Below are 19,167 nucleotides of genomic sequence, written 5' to 3'. Positions count from 1 at the left end.
ACTAATGACTATGAGCGATGACCACCCTACTGGATACGTCGATCTGACCAAACCGAATGCGGACGCCGCATCGTCCACTCCGGAGCCGTCCGCCCCGGAACCGCCCGCGTCTACGCAAGCCGCGCCGGCACCCACCGAAGAGGCCGATGTTCTCGCCGGATCGCCGCCCGCCGCGCCTACCCCTACTCCGGCACAAATGCAGGCCAAAGCGCAGGCCCAAGCAGCTCAGCAGACCCGGGCACAGGCTCAGACCGCTCAGGCCGCCGGCATTCGCCCCTCGTTCATGAACGAAATGCCCGACCTGCGAGAAACCACGGACGACGACCCGGCCACGGTCAAGAGCCACGAGGAATTCACCACGGTGTATGACATCATCGACCAGCTCGAGGCGGCACTGGGCGAAGCGAAGTCCAGCATATTCGCCCCCGGCATGGTGAAGGTTGACCGCGACGAATTCACCGACCAGCTTTCCGAGTTGAAGAAAATGCTGCCGGTGCAGTTGGAGCGCGCCTCCGCCCTCATGCGCGAGGCCGAGCGCCGTCTGGAATCGGCACAGACCCAGTCCAACGCCATCGTCGCCTCCGCACAAAGCCGCGCAGCCAACATGATCAGGGACGCCAACGAACAGGCACAGTTCCTGGCCGGCCAAGAGAACGTCACCGAGCTTGCACGGCAGAAAGCGCGCGCGATTCTTGACCAGGCACAGACCAAAGCCGACCATCTGACCCAAGGCGCGGACCAGTACTGCACTACGGTGATGGAAGGGCTGTCCCAGCAGCTCGGCAAACTCAGTCAGGATGTGCAGGCCGGTCTTAACGTGCTGGAAGAGCGCCAGCGCGCGGCCCGCGAACAGATGCCGCACCTGACGCTGAACGACTATCCCGAAGCCCAGTAACGCCAGCAACGCCGGCAACATCAGTAACGCGAATAACGCCAGTAACGAATAACTCCAGCCAACATACGAAAGGCACCAAGAACATACCATGGCACGAGTTGAAGATTCCCCGTGGGCCATTCCGGTAGCGCAGATTGCTTCGCGCGCCGGTCAATCCAAGCCGATTGACGCCGATTTCCCGGCACCTTCCGGCATTGGCGACAGCATTGTCGGCATCAAGGAAGGTGAGCCCGTACACGTGAGCGGGCAGTTCGATTCGATTGTGGACGGCCTGATCTTCACCGGCCGCCTGGTCGCGCCATTCGTCAGCGAGTGCACGCGCTGCCTGAAGCCGATTGACGAGGACTGGCCGGTTGATGTGACGGTGTTCTTCCCGTACGAGTCGGGCCAGGACAAGGCCAACGGCAAGGGCGGCAAGAGCAAGAAGGACGACGAAATCGACATCATCGCCGGCGAGGACGAGTCGGAAGACACGTATCCGCTGCTGGAGAACGGCGCATTCGCGGACATCGAGGCGATGATCCGCGACACGCTGGTCGAATCGCTGCCGTTGCAACCACTGTGCCGACCGGATTGCAGGGGTCTGTGCTCGCAGTGCGGTGCCGATCTGAACGAGGATCCCGACCATCATCACGATGTGACGGATATCCGTTTTGCCGGATTGGCGGGGCTCAAAGCCCAGCTCGAGGCCGAGCAGAACGGCGAGCAGGCCGAGTGACGCGCGCCTGAACGAAGTTTGTACGAGCCGTGCGTTAAGATAACGGACGCTTAAGCTCAATTGTTCGAACGAAATAGAGGATACTCAAATGGCACTGCCTAAGTACAAGACCTCGCGCGCCAACACGCATTCGCGTCGCGCGAACTGGAAGGCCACCGCTGCTGCGACCGTGAACTGCCCGAACTGTGGCGCTCCGGCCCTGCCGCACATGGCTTGCCCGAGCTGCGGTAACTACCGCGGCCGCACCTACCGCTCCGCCATCCAGCCGGCTCACACCAAGTGAGTCCTGCGATAACGGCTTGAATGAAGGCCCTGCCATCGACGGGTGGCGGGGTCTTCGCATAAGTGCACCATTGCGTACACCATCGCATCGCAAACAACACAACACAACACAACACATCACCATCGCGTGAAGGACCATACAACAATCATGAGTAATGAAACCCCACAGCAGCCGACGCCGGCCAACGAGCTTCTTGAAGCGTTGGGCACCACTCTCAGCCCGGATCTGCTCGTGCAGGCACTCACCCACCGTTCCTTCTCGCATGAGCACCCCGGCGTGGCCAATTACGAACGCCTCGAATTCCTGGGAGACGCGGTGCTCGAACTGGTCTCCACTGAAACGCTGTTCACCATTCACCCGGATATGACCGAGGGGCAACTGGCCAAGATGCGCGCCAAGGCCGTCTCCGAAGACGCGCTGAGCGCCATCGCCAAAACCAAGCTCAAGGTGGGCCCCTACATTCTGCTGGGTCACGGAGAAGCCGAGCAGGGCGGCGCGGAGAAGAACTCCATCCTATGCGACATCGTGGAATCGCTCATCGGCGCGACCTTCCTGGAACACGGCATCGACGAGGCACGCAAGGTGATTCACCGGCTTATTGACGACACGCTCGCCGAAGTGGCCACCGAGGGCCCGGCACTTGACTGGAAGACCTCGCTGACCGTCAAGGCGCACGGCCTCGGCAAGGAGGAGCCTGTCTACCATATGGAGGTCTCCGGCCCGGAATACGCGCAGATCTTCACCGCGCGCGTCTCATTGGGCGAGAACGGCGACATCATCGGCATCGGTAAGGGCTCCAGCAAGCGTAAGGCGCAGCTGGCGGCAGCCGAAGCGGGCTGGAAGTCACTGGACTCGTTCAAGACGCGGACTAAGTAAGCCCGCTGTCGGATTTGCGAATAGACTAATACCAACATGAGCGACGAGTCGCGCCGGGGCCACAAGTCTCGGGGAAGCGACTGGAATCAGACACGCGGGCACCCGGCCCCATCCCAAGGTCGGGCAGGTTCGCGACAAAACCTATGAGGTGAGAGGAATCATGGCTTTACCCACGCCTTTGCAGGCATTCAGCGGTGTACCGAAAATCAACACGGCCCCCGATAAGCAGACCATCGTCGATGGCGAGAAGATGACTGGCGCCCAGGCGCTGATTCGTTCGCTGGAGGACCTCGGCGTCGAGGACGTCTTCGGCATTCCTGGCGGCGCGATTCTGCCCGTCTACCACGAGATCAAAGACAACACGAAGTTCCGCTTCGTGCTTATGCGCCACGAGCAGGCCGCCGGCCACGCCGCCGAAGGCTACGCACTGGCCACTGGCAAGGTGGGCGTGTGCATCGTGACTTCCGGCCCGGGTGCCACAAACGTGGTCACGGCCATTGCGGACGCGAACATGGACTCCGTGCCCATGGTCGTGATTACCGGTCAGGTGGGCGTGCAAGCCATCGGCACTGATGCCTTCCAGGAGGCGGATATCGTGGGCATCACCTACCCGGTGTCCAAGCACTCCTTCCTCGTGACCCGCGCGCAGGACATTCCTCGCGTGCTTTCCGAGGCGTACTACATCGCCAACACCGGCCGCCCCGGCCCGGTGGTCGTGGATCTGACCAAGACCGCACAGACCGGCGACATGTACTACTCATGGCCGCAGCGCATGATTCTGCCCGGCTACAACCCCACCACCAAGGCGCACGGCCGTGTGCTGTCCGACGCGGCGAAGCTGTTCTCTCAGTCGTACCGCCCGGTGCTGTATGTGGGTGGCGGCGCCGCCCGCTCCAACGCCGGCGCACAGGTCAAGGCTCTGGCCGACCTGACCGGCGCTCCCGTGGTCACGACCCTGCCCGCACGCGGCATCATTCCCGACTCCGACCCGAAGAACCTCGGCATGCTAGGCATGCACGGTACGATTGCCGCAACCGGCGCCGTGCAGCGCGCTGACCTGCTTGTGGCCATCGGTGCACGTTTCGACGACCGCGTGACCGGCAAGCTCGACGCCTTCGCACCGACCGCCCGCGTGATTCACATTGACATCGACCCGGCTGAAATCGGCAAGAACCGTCAGCCCGACGTGCCGATCGTGGGCGATGTGGCTACCGTGCTCGACGACTTGATTCCCGAGATTCAGCGTGCGCAGGCCATTCAGGGCAAGCCGAATCTGGCCCCCTGGTGGAAGGCGATCGACGGCTGGCGCGAGGAATACCCGATGACGTGGGATGAGCCGACCGACGGATCGCTGGCCCCGCAGTGGGTCATCAAGAAGCTCTCTGAGATGGCCGATCCGTCCACCATCTGGGTGACCGGTGTGGGCCAGCACCAGATGTGGGCCTCGCAGTTCATCGATTTTGAGAACCAGCACGCTTGGATCTCCTCCGGAGGCCTCGGCACGATGGGCTACGGTCTGCCGGCTGCCATCGGCGCATCCGTGGGCTCGGCCCGTGAATTCGAGGGCAAGAAGCCGGTGTGGCTGATCGATGGTGACGGTTCCTTCCAGATGACCTCTGAGGAGCTGGCCGCCGCGTTCCTGGACCGCGCTCCGGTGAAGATCGCGATTCTGAACAACTCCGTATACGGCATGGTCCGTCAGTGGCAGACGCTGTTCTACGAGCACCACTACTCGCAGACCAACCTGCTCGATGGTGAAGCGCACGGTGCCGATGGTGCGGCGGCACTGGCCGACGGCGATGCGCCGCTCGAAGTGCCTGATTTCATCAAGTTGGCCGAGGCATACGGCTGCGTGGGTATCCGCGCGTTCACCGAGGAAGAGGCGATTGCCGCCATCGAAAAGGCGAACCAGATCAACGACCGCCCGGTGCTGATCGACTTCCGCGTGTGGAAGGATGCGATGGTGTGGCCGATGGTAGCCGCCGGCGCCCCCAACGACGAGGTGACGTACAAGCCCGGCATCAAGCCGCTGGCTGGCGGCACCCCGGCTCCGGGAACCGGTCCGGACGAGCATGCGACCGGCGTGTTCGAGCACGAGACCGCCGCTGCCACTGCGAGCGAGCACTGAGGAGAGGAGAACACTCATGGCTAACTATCCTGCATCCCAGCCTGGTTCCCAGCGTCATACGCTGTCCGTGCTGGTGGAGAACCGCCCAGGCGTGCTGGCGCGTATCGCCGGCCTGTTCGCCCGCCGTGCGTTCAACATCAACTCGCTGTCCGTCTCCCCCACCGAGCGTCCGGACATCTCTCGCGTCACGGTGACCGCCGACGTGGAGGCCGTGCCGCTGGAGCAGATCATCAAGCAGCTCAACAAGCTGCTGCATGTGCTCAAAATCGTGGAACTCGACCCGAACTCCACCGTGGAACGCGAACTGGTGCTCATCAAGGTGGCCGCCAACGAATCCAACCGTTCCGACGTGCTGGAGATCGTGCGTCTGTTCCGCGTGCGCGTGGTGGACGTGAATCCGGAATCGCTGACCATTGAGGCCACCGGTGCCGAAGGCAAGATCGACGCCCTGCTGGGGCTTTTGGAGCATTACGGTGTGATTGAGCTGGTGCGCTCCGGTGCCGTAGCCGTGACCCGCGGCCCGCGCGCCCTGAGCGAAAAGGTCGTCGGTTCCGAGGTTACCGGGCGCTGATTCGGCGACTGCGGGAAGACCCAGTCCAAGCTCAAAAGGCGGATGCGCATGATGCATATCCGCCTTTTTTCATGCGTGCATACCTCATCACCCGTACTGCAAGCAAAACGACAGCACCTCATGCTAGCATTATGACAGCAACAAGGAGGTGCATCATGGCAACATTGACCATCCGAAAAATACCCGATGAGCAGATTCAGCAGCTCAAAGAAGTGGCTGAGAAAAACAACCGCTCCATGGAATCTCAGGTGCGATCCATTCTTGAAGAATGGCTGGCTGGCACGGTGGCGCATGAAATCACGCGAAAGACCAATTTCTATGACGAGATCCGCGAATTCATGAAGAACATGGATTTTGAGGGACTCGACAAGGGGGAACTCCCACTATCCGAGCGAAATTCCGCCGATTCCCGACCGCCAGTATCTTTTGAATAGGAATCGGCCATGATTATTCTGGACACCAACGTCATCAGCGAAATCATCAAGAAACAGCCAGACGAACACGTTGCCAATTGGCTGAGGAACCAAGATACAAGCAATTTGGCAACCACCGCCATCACCGTCGCCGAGTTGTTGGCCGGAATATGTCGCATGCCTGAAGGCAAACGACGAAAGTACACAGATACGACCGTCAAGCTGGCGCTTATGACATTAGAGGACAGAACGTTCGCATTTGACACTCAGGCAGCTGCGGATTATGCCCATATCCTTGTCGAACGCGAACACAGGGGCACACCTACCAGTATTCAAGACGCCATGATTGCGGCAATTGCCTGTTCCTGGGATGCGGCCATAGCCACGCGCAATATCAAGGACTTCGAAGGTACCGACGTGGAATTGATTAATCCGTGGGAGTTTGCATAGCGGGAGGCCCCGGCAAACTGCCGAGGCCTTGTGAACGTTACGGTTTCTCCCGCTACTCCAATTGTTCGGAGAGTTCGAGCCATTCGGCTTCGAGATCATCGCTTTCAGTATTGACGGCGGTGAGTTGTTCATTGAGCTTGTTGAGACCCTCGTAGTCGCTCGGGTCATGGGCGGCCATCTGCGCCTCGAGATCGGCCTTCTGCTCTTCAAGCTTAGCGAGCTTACGTTCGATGGCATTCACGCGCTTGGATGCCTCGTGGAAGGCCTTGCCGGTGAGCTTCGAGGTGGAGTCCTCACCGTTATTGGCTCCCTCTGACGAGGGAGCTATCCGCGAAGCGGACTGAGGGAGAGATGCGGCAGCGTTGACGGCGGCCGCCTTACCCTTACCAGACTTCGCCGAGCTGCTACCGGTGCCCGCGAAGCCAGGCGTGTCAGCCGGCAATCCCTTGCCGTTCTTAATAGCCTCAACCATATCGAGGTAGTCCTGCACGCCGCCGGGCAAGTGACGTACTTTGCCGCCAATCAGCGCGAACTGCTGATCGGTGACGCGCTCCAGCAGGTACCGGTCGTGGGAGACCACAATCAACGTGCCCGGCCAAGTATCGAGCAGGTCTTCCATCACGGCGAGCATATCGGTGTCCAGATCGTTGCCGGGCTCGTCCATGATGAGCACGTTCGGCTCGTCAAGCAGAATCAGCAGCAGTTGCATGCGGCGCTTCTGACCACCGGAGAGATCGCGGATCGGCGTCATCAGCTGGGCGGATTCGAAGCCGAGACGCTCCATCAACTGTCCCGGCGTCACTTCCTTGCCATCCACAATGTAGCTCGGCTTATAGCGGGAAAGCACTTCCTTGATCTTGTACTTGCCGAGCTTCTCCAGCTCATCGAGGCGCTGCGAGAGCACCGCGAACTTCACCGTCTTGCCAATGTTCACATGGCCTGCGGTCGGGGTGAGTGTGCCATCAATCAACTTAAGCAGCGTGGACTTGCCGGCACCATTCGCACCGACGATGCCGAAGCGGTCACCCGGGCCAATCAGCCAAGTCACATCGTCAAGAATCTCGCGGCCGGAAACCGTCACCTTGCGTGCAGCCGAGGTGACACCGGCTGCAGCAGTGTCATCATCCGAATCCGTTGCAGCAGTGCCACCGCCGATGGTTTCACCACCCGTGTTCATGCGACGAACCTCGCGATCGTCAGCAAGCTGCGGATTGCCGCTCTCAGCCTCGGCCTTCTTACGCGCTTCCTCAGCGGACTCGACGGCTTCCGGCACGCCGGCGTCCACCAGGCGCGGGTCAGTCATGTCGGTGACCGCCACCTCAACGGAACCATGCAGCTGCGGCTCGGCGTACATGGCGTTGACCACATCCACGCGGGAAGCGGACGCGGAGAGCGCCGCCACATCCGGGTCGATATCGGCCATGCCCTGCGGTTTTTCGAAAATCTGCGTCACGTCGACCAAATCGACCACCTGTTTGCCGAGACGGGAGGTGGCCATTTGCTTCAGTTCAAGTGTGTTACGCATCGGCGGCACATCGGCAATCAATTCGCGTGCGGCCTTGACGTGGAACTTCTGCTTGGTGGAGCGGGCACGAGCACCGCGGGAAAGCCATGCGAGCTCCTTGCGAGCCAGATTGCGGCGCTTGGTTTCGCGCACATCGGCTTGGCGATCGCGTTCCACGCGCTGCAGCATATATGCGGAATAGCCGCCCTCGAACGGCTCGATCACGCCATCGTGGACTTCCCACATCGATTCGCAGACCTCGTCCAAGAACCAGCGATCGTGGGTCACGAGCAACAGAGCGCCCTGGCCTTTGGACCAGCGGTTCTTCAAATGTTCGGCAAGCCAGTGGATAGTGACCACGTCGAGATGGTTGGTGGGCTCGTCAAGTGCAAGAATATCCCAATCCTTGAGCAGCAGTCGGGCCAAATCGGCGCGGCGACGCTGGCCGCCGGACAAGGAGCCGACCTTGGCATCCAGGCTCATGCCGCCGAGCAATGCCTCGACGATTTCACGGGAAGTGTTATCGGACGCCCATTCGTAGTCGGCGCGCCCCTCAAGTGCGGCTTCGCGAATGGTGGCGTTGTCATCAAGGGGATCACGCTGGTCAAGCATGCCGAACGTGAGTCCGCCACGCTTTGTCACGCGGCCGGAATCCGGCTCCTGAGCACCGCGGAACAGGTGCAGCAACGTGGATTTGCCGTCGCCGTTCTTGCCGACGATGCCGATGCGGTCGCCTTCAAAAACACCCTGCGTTACATCAGTGAAGATGGTTTTGGTAGCGAAAGCGAGCGAAACGTGTTCCAGTCCAATGTCATAAGTCGGCATGACTCACCAATGTAGCGCCACGCTTGCCCAGCGGCGGCCCGCAAACGTTATTTGTTCAGCGTCTGAGCGTAGGAGTTGCAGCGGGCCGCAAAACCGGAGAACACTTGCTCGGCGAGCGGTTGCAGTAGCTGGTCGTATTGGGCGAACTGCTCGCGCAATTGGGACTTGGAACCACCCGCGGCCTTGAGATCCTTGACCATGCTCGGCTCATCCAGCCATTCGTCCAGCAGCGAGCCGCACACTTCCAGGTGGAACTGCATGCCCAGCGCGGATCCCAGTCGGAATGCCTGCACCTTGGTGGAAGACGAACGCGACAGCAGCTGGCCTTCCGCGGGCAGGCCCACCACGTCGTTATGCCAGTGCAGCACTGTCAGCTGCTTATCCCACATGGAGAAGAAGTCATGCTTGTCCACACGCTTGATCGGCGCGAACCCAATCTCCGGCGCATCGCCCTTGCGCAGCTGCGCACCAAGCGCAGTGGCGATAATCTGATGCCCCAGGCATACACCGAGAATCGGCTTGCCTGAAGCCACGGCGGCACGCGCCAACTTGGCTTCTGCCTTCAGCCCCGGATACTTGTCGTAATCAAGCGCGCCCATAGGCCCACCCATGATTACCACGCCAGCCAGTTCGCCGAAATCAGGCAAGTCCGGTTTCTTTTTGTCGACGATATTCATCGTCACCGTCTCAAGACCGATGTCCTCGAGGTTCGACAATATGCGTCCCGGGCGTTCCCATGGGACATGTTGCAAAATGAGCACTTGTGGTGTGGCCATGACTTCTATTGTGGCACGAGCGTTCCCCGTTTGCGTAACGAGCAGGGCAAATCCATGAATCTCGCAGTTTCCGCAGCGGTCAAAGACGTGTTCTCGCGAGACTGTTGTCCCGCTTCTCATCCGTCTGTCACCTCGTTCGGGCCCCACCTGTGAAGCGTTCATCAAACTCTTCGAGTAACGATTCAGCATGTCTGGTTCGGACCCTACGCTTGAGTGTTATGGGAAACAGCCAAGAACCGCAGGATTTCAACATTTCCGTCATGCCTTCAAGCCTGACGCCGGTGCATGTTGCCAAGGCCGCAGAAGGCCTGAATCTGTATGACACCGCCTCGCACCAGGTCAGCCATTTCGTGCCGCTCAAGCCGGGCGAAGTCGGCATTTATGTGTGTGGCGCGACTGTGCAATCGTCACCGCATATTGGCCATATCCGTGCCGCCGTGGCGTTCGACATCGTGCGCCGCTGGTTTTTGAAGCTCGGCTACAAAGTCACTTTTGTGCGTAATGTGACCGATATCGACGACAAGATTCTCGTTAAGGCCGCGGCCGCAGGCCAGCGTTGGTGGGCCCGCGCCTATTACTACGAGCGCGAATTCACCGAGGCATACAACACGCTCGGCGTACTGCCGCCCACTGTGGAACCTCGCGCCACCGGCCACATGTCGGACATGATCGACCTGATTCAGCGCATTCTCGACAACGGTCACGGCTATGTGGTCACGGATGCGGACGGCAAGCCCACCGGCAACGTGTACTTCGATGTGGCATCCTGGCCGCATTACGGCGAACTCACTCACCAGAAGCAGACCTCCGAAGTCGATGAGGCCGCCGCCGTGGCCGACCGCATGGGCCCGTCCGTGGACGCCACCGGTGCCGACAAGTACAATCCGGTCGACCCGGCCGATGCCTCCCCCGACAAGCATGATCCGCGTGATTTCGCCCTGTGGAAGGCTCCGAAGGACACCGATCCCGAGGACGCCCGTTGGTCGACGCCGTTTGGCGTGGGCCGCCCTGGCTGGCACATCGAATGCTCCGCCATGTCCCACCGTTACCTGGGCGATGGCTTCGACATTCACGGCGGCGGCTTGGATCTGCGCTTCCCCCACCACGAAAACGAAATGGCTCAGACCCGTGCGGCCGGCTACCCCTCCGCTGCGCGCTGGATGCATTCGGCATGGGTGACCGCCAAGGGCGAGAAGATGTCGAAGTCGCTGGGCACCGGCCTGTCCGTGCCGAGCGTGTTGGCTGAGCATTCCGCTTGGGTGGTGCGTTACGCCCTGGGCTCCGTGCAGTACCGGTCGATGCTCGAATGGTCCGATCAGGCGCTGGTCGAGGCGCAGGCCGCATACGACCGCGTCTCGAACTTCATCGAGCGTGCCGGTGTGGCGCTGGGTGGACAGCCTTCTCGCGAGGAAGTCACTGCCGTCTCCGCCGACGATTTGCCCGCCGATTTCGTGGCCGCCATGAATGACGATGTCAATGTGTCTGGTGCAACCGCCGCGATCTTCACCGCCATCCGTTCCGGCAATACGTTGCTTTCACAGCTGGCTGACCGCGCCGATTCCGAAACCGCCAAGGCCGAGGTGCGTGAGGCGCTGCTCGCCGTGCGTGCCATGCTCGACACCTTGGGCCTGGACCCGCTGGCCGAACCGTGGGTGTCCGCCGGCGCTGCCGGCGGTGCCGCTGATGGCACGGCCGAGTCGCCCGAGCATGCAGCGCTGGAGGCACTGATCGCCGAACAGCTCAACGCCCGTGCCGAAGCTCGCAAGGCCAAGGATTTCGCCAAGGCCGATCAGATTCGCGACGCCCTGACCGAGGCCGGCATCGCCATCGAAGACGGCCCGCAGGGTTCCACTTGGAGTCTGAAGTAGTCGCTTCAAACCCATCAATCAGTCAAACACGAAGTCCACGTCCACGATGTGCAGGCGCTTGCTGAGCTCCTTTTCCAGCGAGCGCTTGCATTCGATGAGGTCAGCTACATCAATGGTTTCGCCGATGCCGCTCAGATACACGTCAACGGTGTAGTTCATACCGGTCTTGAAGATCAGCGTCTGCTCGTAGTCGGTGTTGGCAGGCAGATGGCGCTGTGCCTCGGCCTCCACGTAGGCGTTGGTTTCATCGTCGTCATGCACGCCGCCGACCAATTCCACGAACGCCTCTTTGAGCACGCTGAACGGCTCCTTGATGGTCAATGCCACCAAAGCCACGGTGATGAAGAAATCGCCGGTGTAGTGCAGGAAGTCAAGCGGACCGCCGGCCGGTAGCAGCATCAGGAAGATGGCAACTACGCCGATGCCGAACGACATCGATCCGTCGACCAACGTGCTCTTGCACTCGGCGGTGAGCATGGTGCTGGAATCGCCGATGGATCGGTTGGAGCGCCGGTAATACGTGTATAGGCTGAAGCACACGATTACGGTCAGGATCTCGTAGATGACCACCGGGCCGGTTTCAATGCGTTCGCCGGACCCGAACACGAAGTAGTCGTACGCTACTCGGCACACGTCAATCAGCGAATACACCAACAACGACATGGTGAAAATGGCCTTGCAGATCGCGTAGATAGGTTCCAGTGCGAACATGCCATTGGGGAAGCGCTCGGTGGTTCGCACCGTGCGCGACGAGAGGTACACCGCCACCATTCCGGACAGGACGGAAATCGCGGTGAAGGAGAAGTCGAGGAACATGGCCTTGAGACCGGTCATGAAGAACACGGCCATGCCGGCTAAGACCTGCAGCACGTTGATGACGATACCAACGATCAGGGCTTTGCGTTCGAGTAGTTTTTGGGTGGGCATCAGTGGGCCTTCCTTATTGCACGGCATGTCTGCGTTGGCCCGAACGTCATGGTTCGGAGCGCACGGCAGTCTGCGTATAAGCGGTGTCCAGCGATTTTCAAAACAGCGTAAGTATTCCAAAAAACACAGGATTCTTTACGGTTTCCATGGTATCGGAAGCACTCGATTGGCTTCGCCACGAGCGGACGGCACGGCATTTGCCGTCTGAATGCCCAACATCCCTGACTACTACGCGGCACATTCCCCGAAAAGCGTCGTCCCCAACACCGCAATTTCCCGCGTGGCGGCTAGACTGTTGCCCATTATGGCAGCTTTTTCATCTTTGACAGACAGACTCTCGAATGCGTTCAAGCATCTGAAGAGCAAGGGCAAGCTTTCCGAGGCGGATATCGACGGCACGATCCGTGAAATCCGCCGCGCGCTGCTCGACGCCGACGTGGCGCTCGACGTGGTGCGTTCCTTCACCGGCAAGGTGCGTGAGCGTGCACTGGGCACCGAGGTGTCCGACGCACTCAACCCCGCCCAGCAGGTGGTGAAAATCGTCAACGAGGAGCTCACCGACGTGCTCGGCCAAGGCGTCGACCGTCCGCTGAACTTCGCGAAGAACCCGCCGACGATCATCATGCTCGCCGGCCTTCAGGGTGCCGGTAAAACCACGCTGGCCGGCAAGCTCGGCTACTGGCTCAAGGATTCCGGCCACACGCCGCTGCTGGTGGCGGCCGATTTGCAGCGTCCGAACGCGGTGACGCAGCTGCAGGTGGTCGGCGAACGCGCCGGCGTGCCCGTCTATGCTCCCGAAAAGGGCGTCCAATCCGATGGCGGCGAGGCCGTCGCAGCTCCGGGCCAGACCTCCGGCGACCCGGTGAAGGTGGCCCGCGATTCCATCGAACTCGCCAAGCAGAAGCTCTACGACACGGTGATCATCGATACCGCCGGTCGTCTGGGCGTGGACGAGGAGCTGATGAAGCAGGCTCGCGACATTCGCGATGCCGTGCGTCCCAACGAAATCCTGTTCGTCATCGACGCGATGATCGGCCAGGACGCCGTCAAGACCGCCAAGGCCTTTGACGAAGGCGTGGACTTCACCGGCGTGGTGCTCTCCAAGCTCGATGGCGACGCCCGCGGTGGTGCCGCGCTGTCCGTGGCGTCCGTGACCGGCAAGCCGATCCTGTTCGCCTCCAACGGTGAGGGCCTGAAGGACTTCGAGGTCTTCCACCCGGACCGCATGGCCTCGCGTATCCTCGACATGGGCGACATCATGACGCTCATCGAGCAGGCGCAGAAGCAGTTCGATGAGGAAGAGGCCCGCAAGGCCGCCGAGAAAATCTCCGAAGGTTCCTTCGGCCTGGACGACTTCCTCGATCAGCTGCAGCAGGTGCGCAAGCTGGGCTCAATGAAGTCGCTGCTCGGCATGATTCCGGGCATGGCCCAGCACCGCAAGGAACTCGAGCAGTTCGATGAGAGGGAAATCGACCGCACCGAGGCGATTATTCGCTCGATGACCCCGGCCGAGCGCCGCGATCCGTCGATTATCAATGGTTCCCGCCGCGCCCGTATCGCCTATGGTTCCGGCGTGACGGTTTCTCAGGTGAACGCTTTGCTGCAGCGTTTCGAGCAGGCCGCAAAGATGATGAAGCGCATGTCCAATCGTGGCGGCATGGGCGGCGGCATCCCCGGCTTCGGCGGCCCGGCTATGGGCGGCGGCAAGAAGAAGGGCAAGAACAAGAAGAAGGGCGGCAAGTCCGGCAATCCGATGAAGCGCGAGGCCGAGGAGAAGGCATTGCGCGATAAGCTGGCCGGCAAGTCCTCCGGTTCGACCGGCGGTTCCGCCTTCGCCAAGAAGCCACAGAACCCGGCCCTGCCCGCTGGCCTTGAGCAGATGATGGGCAACGTCGACGGTGGCACTGAACTGCCGCCGAACCTCGGCGGAGGCCTTGGCGGACTGTTCGGTCGCTGATCTCACAACTTGGCTCCCCTCGCAGAGGGGAGCCAAATTATATCTCGGTTCAATTTATATTTCGAAAGGAACTTCCATGACGACAATCCTCAGCGCGGTGGCAATCATCGCACTGTTATGGACGACCTTAAGCGCGCTGCCCGCCGGTCTCGAGGCCCGTATGCCGCTTCCGTACATGATTGCTCTGACGCCGCTGTTGTGGGTTCCTTTGATGATTCTGGCCGCGGTCGCCGCATGGCAACATGAATGGACTGCGATGTCGTTGCTTATTGTGGTCGCGCTGATTGCCAGCTCACAGCGCATCAACTACTGGGGTACGTCAATCGACCCGGCCGGGAAACGCAAAGAATCCCACCGTGAAACAGCCCGTGAAACAACTTCGCCGACGCTGTCAAAAAGCCATAACAGCAATACATCGGGTACCTCAAACACTCCGAAGGAAGGGCCCGAAACCATCTCCGATGGACACTGTGAAACAACGCGTGAAACACTCTCGCCCCAGTTCTCGGTTATGACGATGAATTGTCGATACGGACGCGCCGACGCCGCTGAAATCATTCGCAATATTCGCGAACGCAATATCAGCGTATTGGCCTTGCAGGAAGTCACCGACGACCTCATCACACGTCTTACCGAAGCCGACATCAACGAACTTCTCCCCTACCATCAGTTCGGAGACGCCAAAGAGACCGATAATGGCGGATTCAACGTGATCTATTCCCGCTACGAGCCGAGCGCAGCGGTGCCCAACGTGGTCTCCATCCCCGCCGCCGACGTTCCCGCCATCACCCTCAAAACCTCCGGTAATCGCACGGTGACGCTTTGTTCGGCTCACCCGAAATCGCCGATGCGCGGCTGCGCGGATTGGTCGGCCGGCATTCTGGGTCTGCGAGAACTCGCCCGTGCAAAATCCGTCAGCAATCGCAATATCGTCGTCGTTATGGGCGATCTCAACTCGAGCACCGACCATCCGAGCTTCCGCGCGTTGCTCAAGTCCGGATTCAAGGACGCAAGTCTGATTCAAGCCGCCGGCCCGAATCTCACCTTCCCGAGCTGGCTCAAGTGGCCGCGCATCGAGCTGGATCACGTGCTGTTCACTCCCGGGCTCAAACCGTCCGGCGTGAAGTCGTTTGAGGTCGAGGGCACTGATCATCTGGCCCTGACCGCAACGCTTGCACTGCGATAGCCGGCATTTTCGCGATACATTCCCCGGAATGTTGCGCAACGGGGAACGCGCACCACACCACAACCACAGTGCGCCACGCCCAGTCCGGCCCTGTGCGCTATAATAGGCCAGTTATTCGCGCGCGCGTGGCGCCCTCTACACCCCGAGCCGCGAGGACACGTGGATTCCGGACGGCCATGCCCCACATGGCAAACCGAGAACCCGCACACCTAGCATTACAAGGAGAGCCATTTTGGCAACCAAGATTCGTCTGAAGCGACAGGGCAAGAAGTTCTACGCCTTCTACCGTGTGGTGGTCGTCGATTCCCGCAAGAAGCGTGACGGCAAGGTCATCGAGGAGATCGGTACCTACAACCCCAACACCCAGCCCTCGACCATCCAGATCAAGTCTGATCGCGCTCAGTACTGGCTCGGCGTCGGCGCTCAGCCGTCCGAGCCCGTCTTCAAGCTGCTGAACATCACCGGCGACTGGCAGAAGTACAAGGGCCTTGAAGGTGCCGAAGGCACCCTGAAGACCGTTGAGGCTGGCCCGGACGCCGAGGCCCGCATCGCGGCCGTTGAGGACCAGGCTCAGAAGCTGAAGGCCGCCAAGTCCGAAGCTGCTGCCAAGGCCAAGGCTGAAGCCGAAGCCGCTGCCGCCGCTGAGGAAGCCCCGGCTGAAGAGGCCGCCGAAGAAGCTCCGGCTGAGGCCTGAGCGGAAACGAAAGGCTAGCTATGCTTGCACAAGCTGTGGAACACCTCATCAAGAACATCGTTGATTTTCCCGACGATGTTTCCGTCAAGTCTCATGAGAACGCGCGCGGCGAACTGCTTCGCGTACGCGTGAACCCGGAAGACATCGGCCGTGTGATCGGCCGTGGCGGCCGCACCGCCAACGCGATTCGCACCGTGATTCAGGCACTGTCTGACCACAAGGTCCGCGTTGACATCATGGACGTCCGTCGATAACTGATAAGGAACGATTCACAGCATGGCACAGCAAGACATGCACGACGACCCTCAGCAGCTCGAGTTGCTGAGGGTCGCTCGTATTGGCCGCGCACAGGGCCTGAAGGGCGAAGTCACCGTGCGCCTGTACACCGATGATCCCGAGTGGCGCTTCGAGCCGGACTCCGTGCTCTACAGCCAGGATGGCGAGACCGAGTACATCGTCGAGGGCTCGCGCACGTTCAAGGATCGTTGGATTCTCAAGCTTGAGGGCGTCGACGACCGCAATGCCGCCGAGGCCCTAAACGGTGTCGAACTCTACGGCGAGGTCGACGATGCGGAGGACATGCTCGAGGCCGACGAATGGTATCCCAAGGATCTTATTGGCCTTGAGGCCCGTCTAGTCGAGGGCAACGGTCTGGGACTGCCCGCCGGCCAAGTGGTCGGCAAAGTGGTGGATGTGATCGACTCCCCCGCCCAATCCCTGCTCAAGATTCGTTTGACCGAGCCGGTGGTAACCGGCCAGAATTCCAAGGGCGAGGATGTGGTCGAAAAGACCGCGTTGGTCCCGTTCGTGGAGGCCTTGGTCCCCGACATCGATCTGGAGGAGCAATATCTCACGCTCGATCCGCCCGGCGGCCTGATTCCGGGCTGCGGCATGATCTGACACATAGGGGGGCGCTGCGCATGCAGCGCCCCCCTATGTTCTGTCGGTTCCCAAAAGGGCGCTCCACGCCATGGGTCATATCCATCCACGGCGTGGAGCGGACCGGACGGCCGCCGTCCGCGTCACCGGGCCGCCGCGGTGACGCGCCCCATGAAACGATCCAGGAATTCCGGCACATCGACGCCCAAGGCGACCTGCGTGTGTTTGTCGGGGTCCTGAAGCCGTGAACGATCGCCGATGGTACGGCCTCGGAACGGGCCCTCGAGATCGACTTGCAAGTTGAACCCGAAGGTCGTGACCAGCGATGGGTCGAGCGCGGCGGCCACGGCCAGCGGGTCGTGCAGTCCACATCCGCGAATCTCCGGCTGGTTCTTCAGGTAGAAGTCGATGTAGTAGTCGGTCATGGTGACGAGGAAGTCGCCGGCTGGCGTCCCCAGAGACGCCCATTCATGGGCTTTCTCACGAGTGAGCGCGGTCTGGTGGGTCACGTCGAGGCCGATCATGGTGGTGAGTGCGCCACACTTGAACAGATAGTCTGCTGCCTCTGGGTCTTGGGAGATGTTCGCTTCGGCGGCCGGGCTTACATTGCCGGGCAATGTAAGGGCACCGCCCATCAACGTCACGTTCACACCGGAATCCTTCAGGTCCGGAGCGTTGCGGAATACGGTGGCCATGGTGGTCATCGCGCCCGTAGGCACGATGGTCAGGTCCGGGCCGTATTCGCGCGCGGCGGTGATGATGAAATCGACCGCCGAGCCTGGTGCTTCCGGAGCGCGCGGGGAGTCGGGGATGATTGCGCCGCCGATGCCGTTGGGATGGTGGACCGCCACCGAGCCGGGAGTTGGTGACCACGAAGCGTCCGTTTGCCAGCCGTCCGCACCGCCGTTCTGCCAGCGCGCGTAGGCCTGGGCCCGCTCGTCTGGTGTGGTGCCACGCATTTTCGGCAATGTTGCCGGGGCGATGGGATGGTCGACTCCGGGATAGACCGGAACGTCGTCACGGCCGAACAAGTGCAGTACCGCCAGCGCGTTGCGCGCGGCCAGCGGCACCGCGACATTGCCGTAGGTGGCCGTGATACCGATCAAATCGATCTCGTCGGCACTGCCTAGGGCATATGCGATGGCGAGCGCGTCATCGATGCCGGTATCGAGGTCGAGGATGAGTTTTTTGCGCACAATTATCTCCTTGTGGAACTACCCGGGACTACTCCGGCGACTACCCCTCAGTCTCGCTACGCAAGACAGCTCCCCTGACAAGGGGAGCTGAGAAAGTTCAGCCGAGCTTGGCGAGTTCTTCGGGGGTGAGTTCGAGCTGGTCGGCCTTCAGGGAGTCGAGGATGGTTTCGGGACGGTGCGCGCCGGGAATCACGAACATGTGGTCGCCCTTGGCGAGCTCCCATGCCAGCACGACCTGCTGGTAGCTCACGCCGTGGGCCGCCGCGACCTCGCGGAACGGGTCGAACTTGGTCTCATCATAGGGGTGACGGTAGCCGCCGAGCGGACTCCAGCACACGAAGGCCAAGCCAACCTTGGCGCAGTAGTCGAGCGTGTCCTGGGTCTCCAGGTGAATCGGCGAGTACTGGTTTTGCACGGCCACGAGCTTGTCGCCCAGAATACCGCGCGCAATGTCGATTTGCTCGATGGAGGCGTTGGAGATACCGGCCTCCTGCGCCACGCCCTCGTCCACCAGCTGCTTGATGGCTTCGACGGACTCGTTGTACGGCACCTTCGGATCAGGGCGGTGGAAGTACAGCAGGTCAATGGTGTCCACGCCGAGCGCCAGTGCGCTCTCCTTGCCGCGCCGAATCAGGTTCTCCGGGCGACCGTCCACATCCCACGTGGGGCGGCCGTCGGTGAAGTTGCGGAAGTGGCCCACCTTGGTGGCCACCAGCACCTCGTCCTTCGGCCCCTTCCAGGTCTCAAGGGCCTCGCGCACCAGCTTTTCACCGGTCTGTTCTTCGCCGCCGGAGCAGTAGTAGGCCCAAGCGGTGTCGATGTGACGGCAGCCGGCGTCCAGCGAGGCATGCAGGGTTTCGATGCCGACCTCGTGGCCACGATTGTTTTCGATGGTCAGCGGCATTTCGCCGTGGCCGATGGCGGTGGTGGAGAACGGTCCGAGGTTACGGAACAATGCCATGGTGATTCCCTTCAACAGTAATGAGACGGTCTGTGTCCGATTCCAGCGTAAGCAGAACGC

The 19,167-nt window shown here is 61.1% G+C and carries 19 protein-coding genes; 14 read left to right on the top strand and 5 right to left on the bottom strand.

Translation table 11 applies throughout. The annotated features are described in order from the left end of the window. Positions 1-4 precede the first annotated feature (4 nt). The 8 genes from BLLJ_RS01660 to BLLJ_RS01625 all read left to right on the top strand — a co-directional run bounded on the left by BLLJ_RS01660 (position 5) and on the right by BLLJ_RS01625 (position 6,334). Entirely contained in the window at positions 5-895 is an 891-nt protein-coding gene (locus BLLJ_RS01660) for a cell division protein (RefSeq protein WP_007057854.1), read from the top strand. Between the two features lie 88 nt (positions 896-983). Further along, the gene (locus BLLJ_RS01655) at positions 984-1,613 is read left to right on the top strand and encodes a YceD family protein (protein WP_007054816.1); all 630 of its coding nucleotides are present in this window, start codon (positions 984-986) and stop codon (positions 1,611-1,613) included. A gap of 88 nt (positions 1,614-1,701) precedes the next feature. Beyond that, positions 1,702-1,896, top strand: coding sequence for a 50S ribosomal protein L32 (rpmF, locus tag BLLJ_RS01650; RefSeq protein WP_007051413.1), 195 nt, complete (start codon positions 1,702-1,704; stop codon positions 1,894-1,896). A 147-nt stretch (positions 1,897-2,043) separates the two neighbouring features. Then, a complete protein-coding gene (gene rnc, locus BLLJ_RS01645) occupies positions 2,044-2,772 on the top strand; it encodes a ribonuclease III (protein ID WP_007055729.1) in 729 nt (242 codons plus the stop codon). 160 nt (positions 2,773-2,932) lie between these two features. Further along, positions 2,933-4,900 (top strand): acetolactate synthase large subunit, encoded by a 1,968-nt coding sequence (locus tag BLLJ_RS01640; protein WP_013582372.1) that lies wholly within the window; start codon positions 2,933-2,935, stop codon positions 4,898-4,900. Positions 4,901-4,916: 16 nt separating this feature from the next. Then, a complete protein-coding gene (gene ilvN / locus BLLJ_RS01635) occupies positions 4,917-5,471 on the top strand; it encodes an acetolactate synthase small subunit (protein ID WP_007054813.1) in 555 nt (184 codons plus the stop codon). A 155-nt stretch (positions 5,472-5,626) separates the two neighbouring features. Next, entirely contained in the window at positions 5,627-5,905 is a 279-nt protein-coding gene (locus tag BLLJ_RS01630) for a FitA-like ribbon-helix-helix domain-containing protein (RefSeq protein ID WP_007054812.1), read from the top strand. Positions 5,906-5,914: 9 nt separating this feature from the next. After that, positions 5,915-6,334: a type II toxin-antitoxin system VapC family toxin gene (locus BLLJ_RS01625; RefSeq protein ID WP_007051418.1), complete on the top strand. Its 420-nt coding sequence runs from the start codon at positions 5,915-5,917 to the stop codon at positions 6,332-6,334. A gap of 52 nt (positions 6,335-6,386) precedes the next feature. Here the strand turns inward: BLLJ_RS01625 and BLLJ_RS01620 are convergent, their stop codons facing one another. Beyond that, positions 6,387-8,663, bottom strand: a complete 2,277-nt coding sequence (locus tag BLLJ_RS01620; protein WP_007054811.1) for an ABC-F family ATP-binding cassette domain-containing protein — start codon at positions 8,661-8,663, stop codon at positions 6,387-6,389. Positions 8,664-8,710: 47 nt separating this feature from the next. Next, positions 8,711-9,439: a type 1 glutamine amidotransferase gene (locus BLLJ_RS01615; RefSeq protein WP_007054810.1), complete on the bottom strand. Its 729-nt coding sequence runs from the start codon at positions 9,437-9,439 to the stop codon at positions 8,711-8,713. A gap of 218 nt (positions 9,440-9,657) precedes the next feature. Here BLLJ_RS01615 and cysS point away from each other — a divergent pair, with 218 nt between their 5' ends. Continuing rightward, the gene (gene cysS, locus BLLJ_RS01610) at positions 9,658-11,307 is read left to right on the top strand and encodes a cysteine--tRNA ligase (RefSeq protein WP_007054809.1); all 1,650 of its coding nucleotides are present in this window, start codon (positions 9,658-9,660) and stop codon (positions 11,305-11,307) included. 18 nt (positions 11,308-11,325) lie between these two features. Here the strand turns inward: cysS and BLLJ_RS01605 are convergent, their stop codons facing one another. After that, positions 11,326-12,234 carry a cation transporter gene (locus BLLJ_RS01605; RefSeq protein WP_007055692.1) on the bottom strand — a complete coding sequence of 303 codons (909 nt, stop codon included), beginning with the start codon at positions 12,232-12,234 and terminating at the stop codon, positions 11,326-11,328. A gap of 304 nt (positions 12,235-12,538) precedes the next feature. Between BLLJ_RS01605 and ffh the strand changes: the two genes are divergently transcribed. From ffh to rimM, 5 genes are all read left to right on the top strand, one after another. Next, positions 12,539-14,191 carry a signal recognition particle protein gene (ffh, locus tag BLLJ_RS01600; RefSeq protein WP_022527326.1) on the top strand — a complete coding sequence of 551 codons (1,653 nt, stop codon included), beginning with the start codon at positions 12,539-12,541 and terminating at the stop codon, positions 14,189-14,191. Positions 14,192-14,267: 76 nt separating this feature from the next. Continuing rightward, entirely contained in the window at positions 14,268-15,377 is a 1,110-nt protein-coding gene (locus BLLJ_RS01595; protein ID WP_007054807.1) for an endonuclease/exonuclease/phosphatase family protein, read from the top strand. Between the two features lie 232 nt (positions 15,378-15,609). Then, positions 15,610-16,071, top strand: a complete 462-nt coding sequence (gene rpsP / locus BLLJ_RS01590; protein WP_007054806.1) for a 30S ribosomal protein S16 — start codon at positions 15,610-15,612, stop codon at positions 16,069-16,071. Positions 16,072-16,091: 20 nt separating this feature from the next. After that, on the top strand, positions 16,092-16,325 hold the full coding sequence (locus BLLJ_RS01585) for an RNA-binding protein (RefSeq protein WP_007051427.1): 234 nt from the start codon (positions 16,092-16,094) through the stop codon (positions 16,323-16,325). A 22-nt stretch (positions 16,326-16,347) separates the two neighbouring features. Then, a complete protein-coding gene (rimM, locus tag BLLJ_RS01580; RefSeq protein WP_007054805.1) occupies positions 16,348-16,971 on the top strand; it encodes a ribosome maturation factor RimM in 624 nt (207 codons plus the stop codon). 122 nt (positions 16,972-17,093) lie between these two features. Here rimM and BLLJ_RS01575 read toward each other — a convergent pair whose 3' ends face one another. Together BLLJ_RS01575 and BLLJ_RS01570 are read right to left on the bottom strand one after the other, a co-directional pair. Next, positions 17,094-18,146: a nucleoside hydrolase gene (locus tag BLLJ_RS01575; protein ID WP_013582371.1), complete on the bottom strand. Its 1,053-nt coding sequence runs from the start codon at positions 18,144-18,146 to the stop codon at positions 17,094-17,096. A 97-nt stretch (positions 18,147-18,243) separates the two neighbouring features. Beyond that, positions 18,244-19,107 carry an aldo/keto reductase gene (locus BLLJ_RS01570; RefSeq protein ID WP_007051430.1) on the bottom strand — a complete coding sequence of 288 codons (864 nt, stop codon included), beginning with the start codon at positions 19,105-19,107 and terminating at the stop codon, positions 18,244-18,246. Positions 19,108-19,167 lie beyond the last annotated feature (60 nt).

Origin of the sequence: Bifidobacterium longum subsp. longum JCM 1217, assembly GCF_000196555.1 — a bacterium.
Classification (GTDB): domain Bacteria; phylum Actinomycetota; class Actinomycetes; order Actinomycetales; family Bifidobacteriaceae; genus Bifidobacterium; species Bifidobacterium longum.
This window is presented reverse-complemented; position numbering and strand designations above follow the sequence as displayed.

Excerpts from the sequence above, each read along its gene's own strand:
- BLLJ_RS01605 (WP_007055692.1), bottom strand. The coding sequence starts at position 12,234 with ATGCCCACCCAAAAACTACTCGAACGCAAAGCCCTGATCGTTGGTATC.
- BLLJ_RS01630 (WP_007054812.1), top strand. The coding sequence starts at position 5,627 with ATGGCAACATTGACCATCCGAAAAATACCCGATGAGCAGATTCAGCAG.
- BLLJ_RS01660 (WP_007057854.1), top strand. The coding sequence starts at position 5 with ATGACTATGAGCGATGACCACCCTACTGGATACGTCGATCTGACCAAA.
- BLLJ_RS01585 (WP_007051427.1), top strand. The coding sequence starts at position 16,092 with ATGCTTGCACAAGCTGTGGAACACCTCATCAAGAACATCGTTGATTTT.
- ffh (WP_022527326.1), top strand. The coding sequence starts at position 12,539 with ATGGCAGCTTTTTCATCTTTGACAGACAGACTCTCGAATGCGTTCAAG.
- BLLJ_RS01570 (WP_007051430.1), bottom strand. The coding sequence starts at position 19,107 with ATGGCATTGTTCCGTAACCTCGGACCGTTCTCCACCACCGCCATCGGC.
- rimM (WP_007054805.1), top strand. The coding sequence starts at position 16,348 with ATGGCACAGCAAGACATGCACGACGACCCTCAGCAGCTCGAGTTGCTG.
- BLLJ_RS01625 (WP_007051418.1), top strand. The coding sequence starts at position 5,915 with ATGATTATTCTGGACACCAACGTCATCAGCGAAATCATCAAGAAACAG.
- cysS (WP_007054809.1), top strand. The coding sequence starts at position 9,658 with ATGGGAAACAGCCAAGAACCGCAGGATTTCAACATTTCCGTCATGCCT.
- rnc (WP_007055729.1), top strand. The coding sequence starts at position 2,044 with ATGAGTAATGAAACCCCACAGCAGCCGACGCCGGCCAACGAGCTTCTT.
- BLLJ_RS01620 (WP_007054811.1), bottom strand. The coding sequence starts at position 8,663 with ATGCCGACTTATGACATTGGACTGGAACACGTTTCGCTCGCTTTCGCT.
- BLLJ_RS01640 (WP_013582372.1), top strand. The coding sequence starts at position 2,933 with ATGGCTTTACCCACGCCTTTGCAGGCATTCAGCGGTGTACCGAAAATC.
- rpmF (WP_007051413.1), top strand. The coding sequence starts at position 1,702 with ATGGCACTGCCTAAGTACAAGACCTCGCGCGCCAACACGCATTCGCGT.
- BLLJ_RS01655 (WP_007054816.1), top strand. The coding sequence starts at position 984 with ATGGCACGAGTTGAAGATTCCCCGTGGGCCATTCCGGTAGCGCAGATT.
- ilvN (WP_007054813.1), top strand. The coding sequence starts at position 4,917 with ATGGCTAACTATCCTGCATCCCAGCCTGGTTCCCAGCGTCATACGCTG.
- BLLJ_RS01595 (WP_007054807.1), top strand. The coding sequence starts at position 14,268 with ATGACGACAATCCTCAGCGCGGTGGCAATCATCGCACTGTTATGGACG.
- BLLJ_RS01615 (WP_007054810.1), bottom strand. The coding sequence starts at position 9,439 with ATGGCCACACCACAAGTGCTCATTTTGCAACATGTCCCATGGGAACGC.